The organism is candidate division KSB1 bacterium (assembly GCA_034506335.1).
Classification (GTDB): Bacteria; Zhuqueibacterota; Zhuqueibacteria; order JANLFK01; family Oleimicrobiaceae; genus Oleimicrobium.
The window spans coordinates 1-14,656 of the sequence record JAPDPR010000063.1 but is presented as its reverse complement, the minus strand read 5'-3'; the positions used below and the strand labels follow the sequence as shown (position 1 = coordinate 14,656).

The 14,656-nt window shown below is 59.3% G+C and carries 9 protein-coding genes; 4 read left to right on the top strand and 5 right to left on the bottom strand.

What is annotated here, in order from left to right:
* The 5 genes from ONB25_13950 to ONB25_13930 all read right to left on the bottom strand — a co-directional run.
* Nucleotides 1–2,636, bottom strand: a 2,636-nt coding sequence (locus tag ONB25_13950) for a hypothetical protein (GenBank protein ID MDZ7393987.1), incomplete at its 3' end; no start/stop codon positions are given.
* Nucleotides 2,637–2,973: 337 nt separating this feature from the next.
* Nucleotides 2,974–4,386 carry a DUF362 domain-containing protein gene (locus ONB25_13945; GenBank protein MDZ7393986.1) on the bottom strand — a complete coding sequence of 471 codons (1,413 nt, stop codon included), beginning with the start codon at nucleotides 4,384–4,386 and terminating at the stop codon, nucleotides 2,974–2,976.
* 376 nt (nucleotides 4,387–4,762) lie between these two features.
* Nucleotides 4,763–5,308, bottom strand: a complete 546-nt coding sequence (locus ONB25_13940) for a phosphatase PAP2 family protein (GenBank protein ID MDZ7393985.1) — start codon at nucleotides 5,306–5,308, stop codon at nucleotides 4,763–4,765.
* Nucleotides 5,309–5,500: 192 nt separating this feature from the next.
* On the bottom strand, nucleotides 5,501–7,840 hold the full coding sequence (locus ONB25_13935; GenBank protein ID MDZ7393984.1) for a T9SS type A sorting domain-containing protein: 2,340 nt from the start codon (nucleotides 7,838–7,840) through the stop codon (nucleotides 5,501–5,503).
* A gap of 278 nt (nucleotides 7,841–8,118) precedes the next feature.
* A complete protein-coding gene (locus tag ONB25_13930; protein MDZ7393983.1) occupies nucleotides 8,119–8,979 on the bottom strand; it encodes a DUF3078 domain-containing protein in 861 nt (286 codons plus the stop codon).
* A 169-nt stretch (nucleotides 8,980–9,148) separates the two neighbouring features.
* Here ONB25_13930 and ONB25_13925 point away from each other — a divergent pair, with 169 nt between their 5' ends.
* The 4 genes from ONB25_13925 to ONB25_13910 form a co-directional block, all read left to right on the top strand.
* Complete coding sequence (locus ONB25_13925; GenBank protein ID MDZ7393982.1) at nucleotides 9,149–11,752, top strand: hypothetical protein; 2,604 nt, start codon at nucleotides 9,149–9,151, stop codon at nucleotides 11,750–11,752.
* Between the two features lie 3 nt (nucleotides 11,753–11,755).
* Nucleotides 11,756–12,379: a DNA-3-methyladenine glycosylase I gene (locus tag ONB25_13920; protein ID MDZ7393981.1), complete on the top strand. Its 624-nt coding sequence runs from the start codon at nucleotides 11,756–11,758 to the stop codon at nucleotides 12,377–12,379.
* Nucleotides 12,369–14,210 carry a glycoside hydrolase family 9 protein gene (locus ONB25_13915; protein ID MDZ7393980.1) on the top strand — a complete coding sequence of 614 codons (1,842 nt, stop codon included), beginning with the start codon at nucleotides 12,369–12,371 and terminating at the stop codon, nucleotides 14,208–14,210. Before ONB25_13920 ends, ONB25_13915 begins: the two co-directional genes overlap by 11 nt.
* 9 nt (nucleotides 14,211–14,219) lie before the next feature.
* Nucleotides 14,220–14,656, top strand: a 437-nt coding sequence (locus ONB25_13910; protein MDZ7393979.1) for an exodeoxyribonuclease III, incomplete at its 3' end; no start/stop codon positions are given.

Below are 14,656 nucleotides of genomic sequence, written 5' to 3'. Positions count from 1 at the left end.
TGGGGAGCCCATTGAAGTCTATGCGCACCGGGCTGCAGGGGCTGGTCACATAATGTCGCAACCAGCTGGCCGAGCGGATTGACCACCTGAACGCGCACCTGTCCAGCGCGCGACAGCGTAAACGTCAGGCATGTGGACCCGCGGAACGGATTCGGGTTGGCGGGAAGCAGCGCAAAATGCTGCGGCTGTCGTGCGCGTCCCGCCACGGCAGAAGGTAGCTCAGTCAGATAGGTGCTGTACACGCCGTTGCCGTGGGTGCCTACCGCAATGAACCCATCTGACTGCCGAACATCGATCATATCCACCACCACGTTGCCGATGACCTCCGCGGCCTCCTGCTCCCAGACGGTGCTCATGCCGTCCAGTTTGGTGGTAGAAAACAGCCCCACACTGGTACCGGCGAAGTACACCGGTTGGTCTTGCACGTACAAAATGGAAATCCATCGCACAGAAGGCCCGCTGCCTGTGCCGTCGGGATTCTCCTCCAGGTTGCCTGCCACGGGGAGCCAGCTGCTCCCCCCATCCTCAGAGGCATAGATGCTGATCACACGATAGTTTGGGAAGGCCACCAGTAGTCGGCGGGCATCGCGCGGGTCAACTGCTATACAGCCTATCGCCGGGCAATAAGGGTAGTAGGGGAAGTTACTCGCAGTGATCTCCTCGGGTTGCGGTTGTCCCACGTGAGGGTCATCTAGCCGAAAGAGCTTGGCCCCGGGCGTCCAGCTGAAGGTCGCATAGTAGAGGCGCCTTGGCTGACCCGGAGACATGCCCAGCGCAGTGATGGCCCCCCCTGAGACGTTCTCCAAGCGCTCCCAATTGACCTCCGTGGGCGCAGGCGGAAACACGTAGGGGATGGCGGTGAGGTCGGAGTTGCGCCAGAGTTGGTCCTGCCACGGCAAGTACATGATCTTTTGGTCATGCGGGTCGAGGATAAAGGGTGGCATCCACAAGGTACCTCCGCGGGCCCGTGTGGGAGTGACGTTAGTCCAACGCAGCTGCCCGTTGGGAAAATCGAACCGCCAGACGGCGAAACTGCCCGCCTGCGTGCCGTAGAAGTAGGAGCCGCCGTCTGTGATTGCCGTATACCCACCATCCATGGCCCCGCCGAAAATAACCGCCCAAGGAGCCCGAGCATCGGAGCTGTTGGTATAGAGAAACGCATTATCCTGTGTCCCGCCAAGGATCGTTTCACTGCCAGATGTCCCATGGTCCACGGCGACCGAATAGAACTGCGTAGTAAGATAGCCATTGTTCAGTGATTGCCACGCGATGTGCCGCTCACCGGACTTTGGATCCAGCGTAGGCCCGGCCAGATCGTCCTCCGTTTTGAACACTCCCCCGTCGTTCCCTACGAACATGACACGGGGGTTGGAGGGGTGAAAGACAATTGCATGTTGATCAACGTGAAAGTCACTGTAGGCACCGATCAGTTCGAAGCTCTGGCCACCATCGGTACTTCTGTAGAGCCCGACAGTGCCGACGAACAGAACGTTCTCGTCGTCCGGTTTCACCCTGATGATCATCATGTGCCCGTCGTAGGTGATCATTTCCCCTTGCCAAGGCAGATTCGCCGTCAGGTCCGTCCAGCCTCGACCATGTTCATATTTCCAAAGGCGTGTCTTCGAGCCAAAGAGGAAGGAAAAGAAGTAGACGACATTCTCGTTTGAGGGCGCAATGCCGATTGAAGTCCTTTGCGTAGTGTCCGGCCATTGCGGCGGACAAATACGGTCCCAACGAAGGCCGTCAGTGGAGCGATAAACGCCGTTGTCCGGCCCTATGCCGCCGATGGTGGCGTAAAGGACGCCAGAAGGGGTGGCGGCGATCTCTGTGCTGCGGTAGGCAGGACCGAAATACAGCACGCGCTCCCAGCTTGTGCCGCCGTCTGTGCTCCGAAAAAGTCCATTTGATGTTGCCGCAAACACTCCGTCCTGACCAAAAGTTTCAAGCCCGAACACATAGTCGAATGCGTCTTCGGCCTCTGGCGTTGCCGAAACGGTGGAAGGGAGAAGCGACCAGGAGTCCCCTCCGTCTGTTGACTTGTAGATGCCATCACCGCGATAGAAGGCATCGCTAAAATTGGGGTGGGCCGCGGTCCCTCCCCGCGGGTATGATTCACCCGTACCGTAGTACCAGATGTGCCTTTGGCCTGGGGCCCGATTTTGCACAATGCAGGAGACGCTGTGGAGCTGGTGCGGCGCGGTCGTCTTGCGCCAAGACCTCCCGCCGTCCGTTGATTTCCACATTCCCCCGGAAACACCGCCGGCCAAGATCACCTCGGGATTTCCCACATCCACCGCGAGCGCCCGGGTTCTGCCACCCACGTTGTGAGGGCCACGGTGAACCCAATTGCTGGTGACAGGGCCCGATGCTCCGGTTGCACGTTTGGCCAGGCTCTGGATGAAGCGCAATTCCCAGATGCCGATGTCTTTGGGGATCTCATTCGTCGCAGGGTCCCGAAGCAGAAACCACTGATAGCGGGCACGCGCGAGGGGATCCTCGCGGGTACCCTCTGCCGCCTCACCCTGGAGCCATGCCATCGATGTCTCATGAGAGGCCTGTTTTCCTGGGAGCAAGACAAGAATCGCCAGCAGGGCTACTACGCCCAAAGCCGCCAACGCAAGTATTCGCGCCTTCATGCGCTCACCTCCTGCCGGCAAGCATGCTTGGGCTGCATTCTTGCCAGACAATGGTATTAGAACGAGGAGACCATCAACTCATGACTTCCGCGCGCCTTGTACCAGCCTCTTGTCCCCCAATGGAAAGCCAAATAGGCAGGGTGGCCGGCATGGTGGCGGAGCCTCTTCTGCGCGCCGATTCAAGCTCGCAAGGGGGCATGAGCTCAGGCTGGGTGCCCGTCTGCCTGCTTGGTACCAGGGTGGTGGTCCGCCCCACGAATCGCCCTCGGACGCAGCATCTGAGGAACCATTGCTGCGGAGATACACGGACTCGTCACTCATGGGTTGCGCCTCGTTGTTATTTTTGGTAGACCAGCTTAACACTTTGAGCGACTCCTTCACCTCGCACCCTACAGAAGTAGATGCCGCTCGGCAGGTGCCGGGGTTGCCAGTGAAACTGGTGATAACCCGCGCCCAGTCTTCCGCTGAACGGCACCGCAACAAGTATTCCCTTTCCATCGAGAATCTCGAGGGTTATGCGGCTTTCTTGAGGTAAGGACACGCCGATCATAGTCCCCGTGTTGAACGGGTTCGGATAGTTGGGGTACAGGGTAAAGGCAGTAGGCGGCGAAGGGCGCATCTCACCGGGTTGCACAGCCGTCACCAAGCCGGCGCCGTCGCCAACCACGTGTATGGCCGAGAGCTGATTTGTGCCAACTCCTCTTTGGGACAAGAGGTGGAGGTGGTTATCGCACTGCCCACCCCCGGGCAGGGGCAGAGTTTCTGCCTCCTGGTCAATGCCCATGAGGTAAGTGGCCACTGCATCTGCGGCTACCGGCTCCCTTCCGGCCACGAGCACGTGGTCCTCGGCGACGCGAAACGTGGGATTCCAGACTCCTTCGCCTCCGCGGGCATTCTTGACTCCATCGATTACCGCCAAATGCACCGGCCTAGCCAGATTCAGGTCGCAGATGGCGCGTGGCAAGTGCGCGGACGAGGGCCCCCCTTGGGTATGAATGGCCTCCCTCCGCGTTCTGTTGCTGGTGGTCTCGTAAAGCTGTTTCGGAACTATGCCGACCTGATTCTTAAGGGCCGCTGTCACCCCGGCCTCGTAGTGCTGCTTAAGCTTAGGAATGGAAATATACACGTCCACGTCGCGGAGAATCTGGTTGACCCTGAAGGAATCGTAGAAAAACTTCCGGTCGCCCACGGGCAGGTCCACGAAGTGGGAGTAGGGAGCGGGTTGATTCAAGTCGACCATGCGCGCGCCAAGCTGCTGTTGTACCGCGCTGTAACCGAAGTTAAAGTAGGAGGCAGAGTCCCACAGCGCCTCCACGAAGTAGATATCGCCAGGCCGGACCCCGCAATCGATGACCAGCTCGGCAACGGCGCGCAGAACTTCTGGATGGGTCCACATGCTCTCGGTGATTGGCACCCCCTGCAGCCTTGCGCTACCGGCAGAGCCAGAACCACCGGTGAGGTTAACCTTGATCACCACTCGGCTGCCGGCCCCGAACATGTCCGAGATCCCACCGAGTGCGTCAAAGAGGTGCTCTACCTTTCGCCGGACCAACGTGCGTTCATAGCTTTCGGCCTGGGTCACCGCTACCGTTGCCGAGAGTGGAGCTACGACAGGATGTGCCCATGTCTTGAGAGTTGATTTTAAGAAGGGTGAGAGGAACAAACCGGCGCCGGCACTTGCGAACGCAGACAAGAACTGGCGGCGGGACGGGTAGTGAGTCGTCATGTCTTCTGTGGGTTCCCTTTTCATCTAGGACTCCCTTTGATCTGTTGGCCTTCGTGCTGCAAGCCTCTCGCCGGAAGTTGTCGGAGTCATGTCTGGGCAACGCGCTCGTGGGCTCCCTCAACACCCGCTGCAGGAGGCTCCCTTGGGCCTCAGCGCATCCCATGCGGGCGGGTCACACTTGGGGACCAGCCTCAGGGCACACGGCTCATACGGCGCGGAGGGAAAGGCGGCGCAGAATGATGCAATGAATTCATCCACCCAACAGTGATCCCCACCTTCTTGCGCGGCTTGCCCTGAGGGTTCCCGCCGCGTTGGCTCCAAATGCGCCAGGCAGTGTTTTCAGCACCAGTGTTGTGCGAAAAAGCTGCATCACATCAGCCCGGTGAGCAAACAAGGATTGTCATAAGTGTCGCCATAGGCGCAGCACGACTGTTTGCTGCCCTGTCAGCACAGAGACTCTCCACTCCTTGTACGGTTTTGTGAGCAACATGCTGGAGGCAACGCCGATCCCCGCGCCGGCTACCACATCGTGGACGTAGTGTTGTCGTGAGGCCACGCGGCTGTAGGCGACGAAGGTTGCGGCCGCGAGGGCCGGTGCCCCATACTTCCATCCGTAGCGCCCGCGTATGAAGTCTGCCGCGGAAAAAGCAAGGGAGGCATGACCGGATGGGAAGGAGTGTTTCCCGCCATTCGGACGTTTCTCCTCGATGCAGTATTTCAGGACCACGGTGAGGCCCGCAGAGACCGCCAGGGAGCTGGCCAATTGTGTTGGGCCCTGGGCATCGCGATTGGCAATGGCGAGTGCTGCCCCTGTGGTGGGCAGAGCGACCAGAACGATGGTCCCTGCATTTTCCAGGTCACCTGTGCTTGCCACAGCGAAATGATGACGGCACAGACAAGACCCGGTGGCAATGAGGGTCAGAAAAACGAAGTGTCGTGCTCGCATAGAAGCGACTCTCCGCGGCTTCCTACAGTTTCGCATTTGCATTGTCCACAACACAGAGGCCTCCTGGGAAGTATGGTCGGGAAAGGGTGGACCAGTTAACGTCGACAATCTGAGGACTAGTCGGCCGGATATCCTCTGTTCCTCCACGCGCGTCCAATGGGACCCTCCTACACTTCTGGTGCCGGTTTTCTGTCAGCGCAATAATGTTATCTTGATTGTCTGGGAGGTCTTTGCGGTAGAAATCCGGCAAAAATACAGGCCGGAAGGGTAGTTCGTTCCTTCCCAGGACACACGGTGGACCCCGGCGGGCATCCACCTTTCGAGCAGTCTCTCGACCTCTTTGCCGAGTAGGTCATAGATCACTATGCGCACAGAACCCGCGGAGGGCAGACCGAACTCGATCGAGGTTCGTGTGTTGAACGGATTGGGGAAATTCCGCAGCGGTGCACTGGGTAACGACGCCAAGGGGGAGCGAGCCACGTCAGTCAGACACTCAACACGCGCGAAGCTGATGCCGTCATACCAGGTACGCACGGTGTTTCCCGCAAGCGGCCCTTGCGTGCCTGGCGGGATGGGTTCATCGTCGACGTATACAGCGGTGTCAAGTCTATCCGTGACCTCGATCCTCCCGAGGTAGGCCTGGTAAAGAAAAGTGTTTCCAGCACCCGTGTAGGTAAGAGGTTCGCGATGGGCATTCCTGTCCACCTGCTTGCACGCCATGGCGCGGAAGAGCTGAAGCTGCTGCGGTGACCATCCGGCTTTGATCCTCCAATCCGCGTTGGGGTTTGCCCAAAAATTCACCCACATGTCGTAAGTGCCAGGCTCAGGAAGCCGCAGAACAGTTTTCAAGAGCGGGGCGTCCTCACCCTCTGTCTCTGCAGAAGCCAACACCGACCCGCTGTTACCAAAGCCGGTGCGCCAGTGCCAGCGACCATCGGCCGGGCCGGGGTTCGGATCCGGTCCAGTGACCGGCAGGGGCGCGCCATTGGCGAGGGTGGTGTTGGCTTCACTAGCATCGACATATTGCATCGGTGTTTGATGTTCATCTGGTGTTTCCAGGATGCCGACCACGGCTGCATCAAACCGCCCGGCCGAGTAATAGCTCCCGCGAAACCAGAGCAGCGCCGTGTGGCCCGGCCTCCAGGCGGCGACAATGGGACGAAGATTGTCTCGCGTAGAGAGCATCGTGATAGGCTCCCAAGTCCACGTTGCGCCGTGGTCTGCAGTCGTGCCACGGAAGATCTCATGCTTGCCCAGATCCGCATCATCGCGCGGATCGAACGGAGTGGATAGGTAAAGGGTGTTCGGGTCGTGGGGATGCAGGGCACCCAGGCCCACATAGTCCTGTTCGCTCTCATAGAGCTTTGGGCCCGCCTTGCCCAAATAGGTCCAGCTCCACTTGGTGCCATCGAATCGTGCGTAGAAGAAGCGGTGGTCTCGCTCGTTGTCGTCCGCGCGGGCCTTGAAAATTGTGGCAATGGTGCCGTCGGAATAGCGTTGCACGTCAATGGTCCAGCAACGGGTCATGCGGGCGTGGTTCACGAGCGTGTTGGCGGCGAAGACCAGGGTGAAATCGGCCGGGCGAGGTGCCCTCTTGTCGGTGATGAGACTGTCCTTGACCGCCCCGAACGAGTCAAAACTCCTTCCCCCGCTAATGTAGCCGTGATAGATGCTGGTGTTGTAGTCCCGCGGGTGATGCTCGGTGCAAACAAAATCAATTCTGTCATAGTTGTTGCTGGTGTACTTGAAGTAGCCATTGACATAGCCTATGTTGACGTCTGGTTGGGTGAGGAGGCCCCCGTAAGTCCAGCTACTGGCCCAGTCGCTCGAGACCATCATGTTGGGGCTGCGAGCATAGCACCGCACGAAGTTGTAGATTTTGCCTTCTGCGGGGAGAGAGAAGAGGTTGGAATAGGTGGTGTAAAAGTCCGTTCCACCAGGAATGCTCGCCCAATCGAACTGGCGCTCAAGCTCCCACTCCGAGCCACTGAAAATTCGGTACCTGCTCACGGTGTCATAGTGCTTGGCATACATGGCCAAGTACCTGCCGTCGGGGAACACCAGGAAGGCCGGAGCATTGTGATCATCGCACCCGGCTGTCATCAAGATGTATCGCTTGGGCTGCCGAGTCTCGAGGTCGAGGATAACACTTTCGACAAGACCGCTCCGCGATGGCCCCCCTGCGCCGGACGGACAAGCCACGGAGCCCACGATGAGCTTGTTGGTGGAGGTGTCAATCACCGCCCGTTCGTCCTGATACCAACACCACGCGCCGTTGTCATTGAACTGGATCAAGTTCCCGGCGACGAGATCGAGACGCTGGGCTGACGACGAGGTTGCCTGTGCCAACCAGCAGACCAAGCCTAGTAAGTACCAGCGCGCGCGTGTGCGTTTGTGCATAGTCCCCTCCACTTTTGCTGCCGCGGGTGTGTCTTCCTCCCGCGTCTTGGCGGCGGTGTCCTCAGGCCGCGGTCCGGAAGTGCGTTGCTGGTGCTGCCGCGCCCCGACGCAGACGCAGCGTTGCGGAATCATCTTGCCGCTTCTCCTGAGACCATAACTCCTCGCCTTCCGGTTACTTAAGTGACGATAGAAGGCACGAGGTCGTCTCGGCTTAGGCTTCCTACCGACCCTGCGTGAGGCCGGGGGCCATAAGGTACATATTTGTTGGGAGAACACCCATGCGTGGGCCAGTCCATCCGCTGAGCACCGAGGGACACGCGTCCCGACCATGCCGCACAAAAAGCCCTTGCTCTTGTCCTCGCGGATTGTTAGTTTTGCACATCGTCGTGGCCGGTTTGGACATGGTGGGCTCAGAAGACATCTAGCATGAACCCGATGCCCAGGAATTGCCTCATCTGTACCTTTCGCGTTTGGTCGCGGTCGTAGAGCAGAAAGACGTTAAGATTCGCCGATACAAACTTGGCTACCTTTGCTTCGAGGCGGTTGTCCAGGCGCACATCGATTTGGCGATAACCCCGCAGGTTGGAAAAGGCCTCCAGAGTGTGGGCGAATTTGAGGTTGCTATTGACGGCAATGCCCACATCGGTGCGGGTTGTCAGACCTGGTTCCACCCTAACGCGTTCGATGCGATCCGGGGTTTTGGGGTCATCGCTGTACGCATGGAGGTTGCGCGTGAAGGTGTGCTTGACGGCTCCGCCCACCTTTGTCTGCACGCGCGGAGTGAGCAAGAGCCCAAAGCCGAAACTCTCCAGCAAATACGCTGGGTCCCAAAAGTCCGACTTGAGCAGTGGCGGCGTCTTGCGGTAGTCGTAGCCCTTGGCAAACTGAGTGAGGAAGCTCAGGGACGCATAGGGGTTGGAGAGGGCCTTGTTTTTCCACGTGTACTGGGCATATAGGTCGATCTTGTCCTGGGTGTTGCGGAGTCCTTTGCCACCCAGGCGAGTTTGCCCGAAGATAAGGTCAGCCTTAGCTTGCCAGGTTGCAGCTGGGCGGTCCTGTGAAAGGGCAAAACTCAGACCGCTCACATAGGCCAGACTGTTATCTGCTCCCTGGGCCCAATTGGCAAAACTGGTCTGCGCCACATCCAAGCGCAGGCGCAAGGCCTTCCGCAGGGCAGTGCTGTCAGGAGCCTTGATTTGCGCCGAGCCCGCATGGGACAGGGCGAGGTGAACGGCTAATGAAGCCAAGACAATACTGTGGCGCCTCGCCATCGCATTCAACTCCGGTTTCGTGGTGGGGCCATTGCATGAGAGCTAACAAGTGCAGCCTGTGAAGCCGAGGCTGGACGTTCCAGCTCTCGCATATGAGCTTCCGCGCAAATATAGACAAATGGAGTGGTGCACGCAAGCGGTTTCTCGCGTGGGAGAAACTCCGGTGGAAATGGATGCCGCAGTTACAGGGCGCAACGCGGTGGCAGGCTGGTTCCGTTGCAAACTGGGTGTGCAGGCCGGCGCAATTGCCACTGTTTGCTTGCTGCTCTCTTCGGTGGATGGTCGCATCTGGGAGAAAGTAGGCGTGCGTTACCTGGATCGGAATTGGGAGTTTCGCAAAGTTGGAGAAACACAATGGTATCCTGGCTCTGTACCAGGGTGTGTGCACACGGACCTTCTGGCCAGCGGGCTCATTGAGGACCCCTTCTACCGGGACAATGAGCTGAAGCTGCAATGGATCGGCGAAGCGGACTGGGAATACCGCTGCTCCTTCTGGCTCGATGAGCCCATCCCGCAGAGCGAGCAATGCGAGTTGGTCTTTGAAGGCCTGGACACCTACGCCACGGTCCTGCTGAACGGCACGAAGGTTTTGGATGCGAACAACATGTTCAGAGAGTGGCGCGTGCCGTGCAAGGATCTGCTTCGCACCGGCGAGAACATCCTGGAGGTCCATTTTCGTTCGCCCATTCGCGAGGCGATGCCTCGGTTGCACCAGGCACCATTCAAATTGCCAGCGGCCAACGATCCGGTAGGTACCAGCCCTTACACGCGCAAGGCCCCTTACCATTACGGTTGGGACTGGGGGCCTCGTTTTGTGACATGCGGCATCTGGCGGCCGGTGTACCTTGAGAGGTGGCACATGGCCCGCATCGCGAGCCTGCACGTGATACCAAGGCGGGTGAACAGCGAGGAAGCGCTGCTCACCGTGTTGGTCGAGGCGGAGGCGGTTTTCCCATGCGAGATGACACTCGTTCTGGAAAGCCAGGAGAAGGCTTTCGCTAAGGTACAGAAGCAGGTGCACCTTCAGCAAGGCAGCAACTGCGTAGCTCTGGACGTGACCGTGGCGCGGCCGCGCCTTTGGTGGCCCAACGGCATGGGTGAGCAAGCGCTTTACACCTTTGTCGCGCGTCTCCTTGACCAGGGGAAGGTGCTCGCCGAACGGACCTTTCGGACGGGCATCCGCTCCCTTGAGCTGCGGCAAACCGCTGACCAGTGGGGGAAGAGCTTTACGTTCGTGGTCAACGGTGTTCCGGTCTTTGCCAAGGGTGCAAACTGGATTCCTGCGGACGTCTTTCTGAACCGGGTGACCCCAGAGCGCTACCGGCACCTGTTGTCCTCGTGCCGCGACGCGGGCATGAACATGGTGCGTGTCTGGGGCGGAGGCGTCTATGAAGACGACGAGTTCTACCGGCTGTGCGACGAGTTGGGCCTCATGGTGTGGCAGGATTTCATGTTCTCCTGCAGCCTCTATCCCGGTGACCCGGAGTTCTTGGAGAACGTGCACGAGGAGGCAATCTACCAGGTGAAGAGGTTGCGTCACCACCCCAGCATCGTGCTATGGTGCGGCAACAACGAAATGGAATGGGGGTGGTTCAGTTGGGGGTGGCAGGAGCGATTCCCGGCCTCAGTCTGGGCAGATTATGAAGCAATCTTCCACAAGGTGCTGCCGGCTGTGTGCCAGGAGCTGGACCCGACTAGGCCCTATTGGCCCAGCTCGCCGAGCTCCAATTTTCAGGCCGAGGCCAATTCACCGAGCGCCGGCGACATGCACTACTGGGGAGTTTGGCATGCAGGGGCCCCTTTTGCAGAGTACGAGAAGCAGTGCCCGCGTTTCATGAGCGAGTACGGCTTTCAGTCGTTCCCAGAGCTGAAAACTGTGCAGGCGTACACGGTGCCTGCAGACCACGACATCCAGTCGCCGGTCATGATGGTGCATCAGAAGCACCCCCGCGGCAATCAGATAATCCGCGAGTACATGCTCCGGGACTATCCTGAACCCAAAGATTTTCCCAGCTTCTTGTACTTGAGCCAGGTGCTGCAGGCAGAAGGGATAAAGCGCGGAGCCGAGCACCTGCGCCGCATCATGCCCAGGTGCATGGGCTCGCTCTACTGGCAGATCGACGATTGCTGGCCGGTAGCCTCCTGGTCCAGCATCGACTATTTTGGGCGGTGGAAGGCACTGCACTATTACGCGCGGCGTTTCTATGCCGAGCTCCTGGTCAGCCCTTACGTGGATGGGGATGACCTCAAGGTCTACGTGGTCTCCGACCGCAGAGAACAGACTCAAGTTACTTTGGCAGTGGAACTGATGGATGTGGCAGGGCAGGTGCTGATGAGCGAGCAGCGTAAGATTGCGGTGGAACCCCAGAGCAGCAAGGTGGTGTGGCAGGCACCTGTTGCCAAGCTGTTGCAGAATGGCGACCCCAAGCGGGTATTCCTCCATTGCGCGCTGCGCCAAGGAAAGCGGACGGTGTCGTCCAACTCCTGCTTTTTCGCGGCACCAAAGGACTTTGCACTCCCCGCCGCAGAGATCGAGGTTCGTTGTAGGGAAGGTGCCGGTGCATTCGTGGTGGCGCTTCGCTCCCACGTGCTAGCACGTCACGTCTGGCTCAGCACGGAGCGGTGCGAGGGCTTTTTCAGCGATAACTACTTTGACCTGTTGCCGGGTCGCAGTATGGAGGTTGCCTTCACTCCTCAACAGGAAGTGACGCTGGAGGAGTTTGAACACCAGCTCCGGGTCGTCTCGCTGGCGGACTGTTGGAAGAAAGAGTAGCGCATGGTGCTCCCGGGTCCGGACAATCTTCCCCGCTGCGATTGGGCTGTGGGTGTGGACGCCCTGTACATGCGCTACCACGACGAGGAATGGGGCGTGCCCGTGTATGACGACCGCCTGCTCTTTGAGTTCCTGATTTTGGAAGGCTTTCAGGCCGGCCTGAGTTGGGCTACGATTCTCAGAAAGCGAGAACGTTTTCGCGCGGCTTTTGACCAGTTTCGCCCAGAGGTCGTGGCCACGTACGGGGCGAAGAAGACGGAGGAACTGGCAGCCGACCCAGGGATTGTACGCAACCGGGCAAAGATCGAGGCGGCGGTCCGCAACGCCAAGGCATTCCTCAAGGTACAGCAACAGTGGGGGAGTTTTGCCGATTTTGCGTGGAGCTTTGTGGACCACAAACCGGTGTTGAACTACTGGCATGAGATGCGGCAGGTGCCGAGCACTACGCCACAGGCAGAGGCGTTGAGCAAGGCCCTTCGGGGTTATGGTTTTCAGTTCGTCGGTCCCACCATTTGTTACGCCTTCATGCAGGCGGTGGGTCTAGTCAATGACCATTTGGTATCGTGCTTCCGCTTTGGTCAGCTGGTGGAGGGCACACAAAAGAGAGCCGGAGAACATGGAGGGTAATGTGGGGCAGGTGACAAGAGCGCTTTGTCTTCTGCTGGCCGTGGTAATGGTGGCGCACGGCGCAGCGGCAGCCCAAAAGGGCATTCCAACCATTCACGTACGGGTGAACCAGGTCGGCTATCTGCCCGGAGACCCGAAGGTGGCTATCGCCTTTTCGCGGCACTCTCTGGACGGGGCGCGCTTTGAGGTGATCGACGCAGCCACGGGAAAGCGGGCGTGGGGGCCGCAGGCGGTCGGAGCCAGTGTTGGTGCCTGGGGAAACTTTCCCTTTCACTACCGCCTGGACTTTAGCCAGGTGCGCACTCCGGGGCGATTCAAGGTAAAAATCTCTGGAACCCCGTACACATCTCTTCCTTTCACCATCGGCGCGGAGGCCTACAAAGACTACCACGAACTCGTCCTTGCCTACCTGCGGCAACAGCGCTGTGGCTACAATCCCTTCCTGGATGAGGTGTGCCACCGTAAGGATGGGCGCACGGTGTACGGGCCGATGCCGGATGGTACCTTCATCGATGTGAGCGGCGGCTGGCATGATGCCGGCGACTATCTGCGCTACCTCCTGACTTCTGGCAACGCGGTGGGACGCTTGCTTTTCTCGTATCGCCTAAACAAGGGCAAGTTTGCGGATAAGGTAGACTACTGGGGCCATCCTTCCCCGAACGGAGTGCCTGATGTGTTGGACGAGGCGCGCTGGGGACTGGAATGGATGCTCAAGATGCATCCAGCGCCGGACCAGCTCTTTCACCAGGTGGCTGATGACCGCGACCACATCGGTTTCAAGATGCCCTACGCGGACTCTGCGGATTACGGCTATGGCCCAGGTAGCTACCGGGTGGTCTACTATGCGACGGGAGAGCCACAGGGATTGGGACAGTACCAAAACACCTCCACTGGCATCGCCAATCTTGCCGGCCGGTACGCGGCGGCGATGGCGATGGCCGCCGACATCTGGCGCCGCGACATCGGCGAGGAGTGGTTCGCGGCGCGGTGCCTGAAGGCTGCCGAGGAGGTTTACGAGATGGGGCGACGACAACCTGGTTGCCAAGAGGGCACTCCCTGTCGCGCGCCCTACCGCTACCACGAACGCACCTGGGCCGACGACATGGAATGGGGCGCAGCGGAACTGTACCGCCTCACCGGCCAGAAGCGCTACCTTGACGAGGCCCGATCCTATGCGCGGCTCGCCACTACCGTCTCCTGGATGGGCGCCGATACCGCGCACCACTATGAATTCTACCCCTTTATGAACCTTGGACACTTTGCCTTGTGGCAGGTGACAGAAGACAAGGCGTTGCGCGACACCCTCGCAGATTACTACCGCCAGGGGATCGAGGCGGTGTGGCGCAAGGCACAAGGGAACCCCTACCATATCGGCATCCCTTTCATCTGGTGTTCGAACAACTTGGCCGCTGCCTTGGTGACCCAGTGCCTGCTTTACGAGACCATGACCGGCGACACCGCCTACCACCTCTTGATGACGGAGACGCGCGATTGGCTTTTGGGGCGGAATCCGTGGGGCGTGAGCCAATTTGTGGGCATTCCCGGGCAGGAAGGGAACACGCCGCAGTTCCCGCACAGCGCCATCGCCTTGCACTTGGGGCGGCAGATCCTGGGCGCCCTCAATGACGGCCCAGTTTATGCCTCCATCTTCAATAGCCTGAAAGGCATCAGGCTGTCGCGAGATGACCCCTATGCTGAATTCCAGTCGGACCTGGTGGTGTACCACGACGATACCTGGGATTATGCCACCAACGAGCCGACGCTGGACGGCACTGCGGAAGCACACTATTTTCTCGCCTACTTCGCTGTTGGCCAGGCACCCCCCAAGTGAGGAGATCCTATGGCTGTCGTGCGCATGCTTTCCTGGAACGTGAACGGTTTGCGCGCCGTTGTGACAAAAGGATTCGTGGACTGGCTGATCCAAGAGCAACCGGACATCCTTTGTCTGCAGGAGACCAAGGTCAACGCCTCGCAGGTCCCTAAGGAATTGGCCCGGCTCCAGGGGTACAAGGCTTTTTTCGCCTCGGCGGAGCGTCCTGGGTATAGCGGAGTGGCCATGTTCACCAAGCGCGAGCCGTTGCAGGTCAAGCCCGGGTTCGGCGTCGAGCGCTTCGACAGCGAGGGGAGGACCCAGGTGGCCGACTATGGCGATTTTGTGCTTTACAACGTCTACTTTCCCAACGGCAAGGCCTCTCCAGAGCGGCTGCGCTACAAGATGGAATTCTACGAGGCCTTCCTTGAGCATGTGCGTCAGGTCCTCTCCTCTGGCAAGCGAGT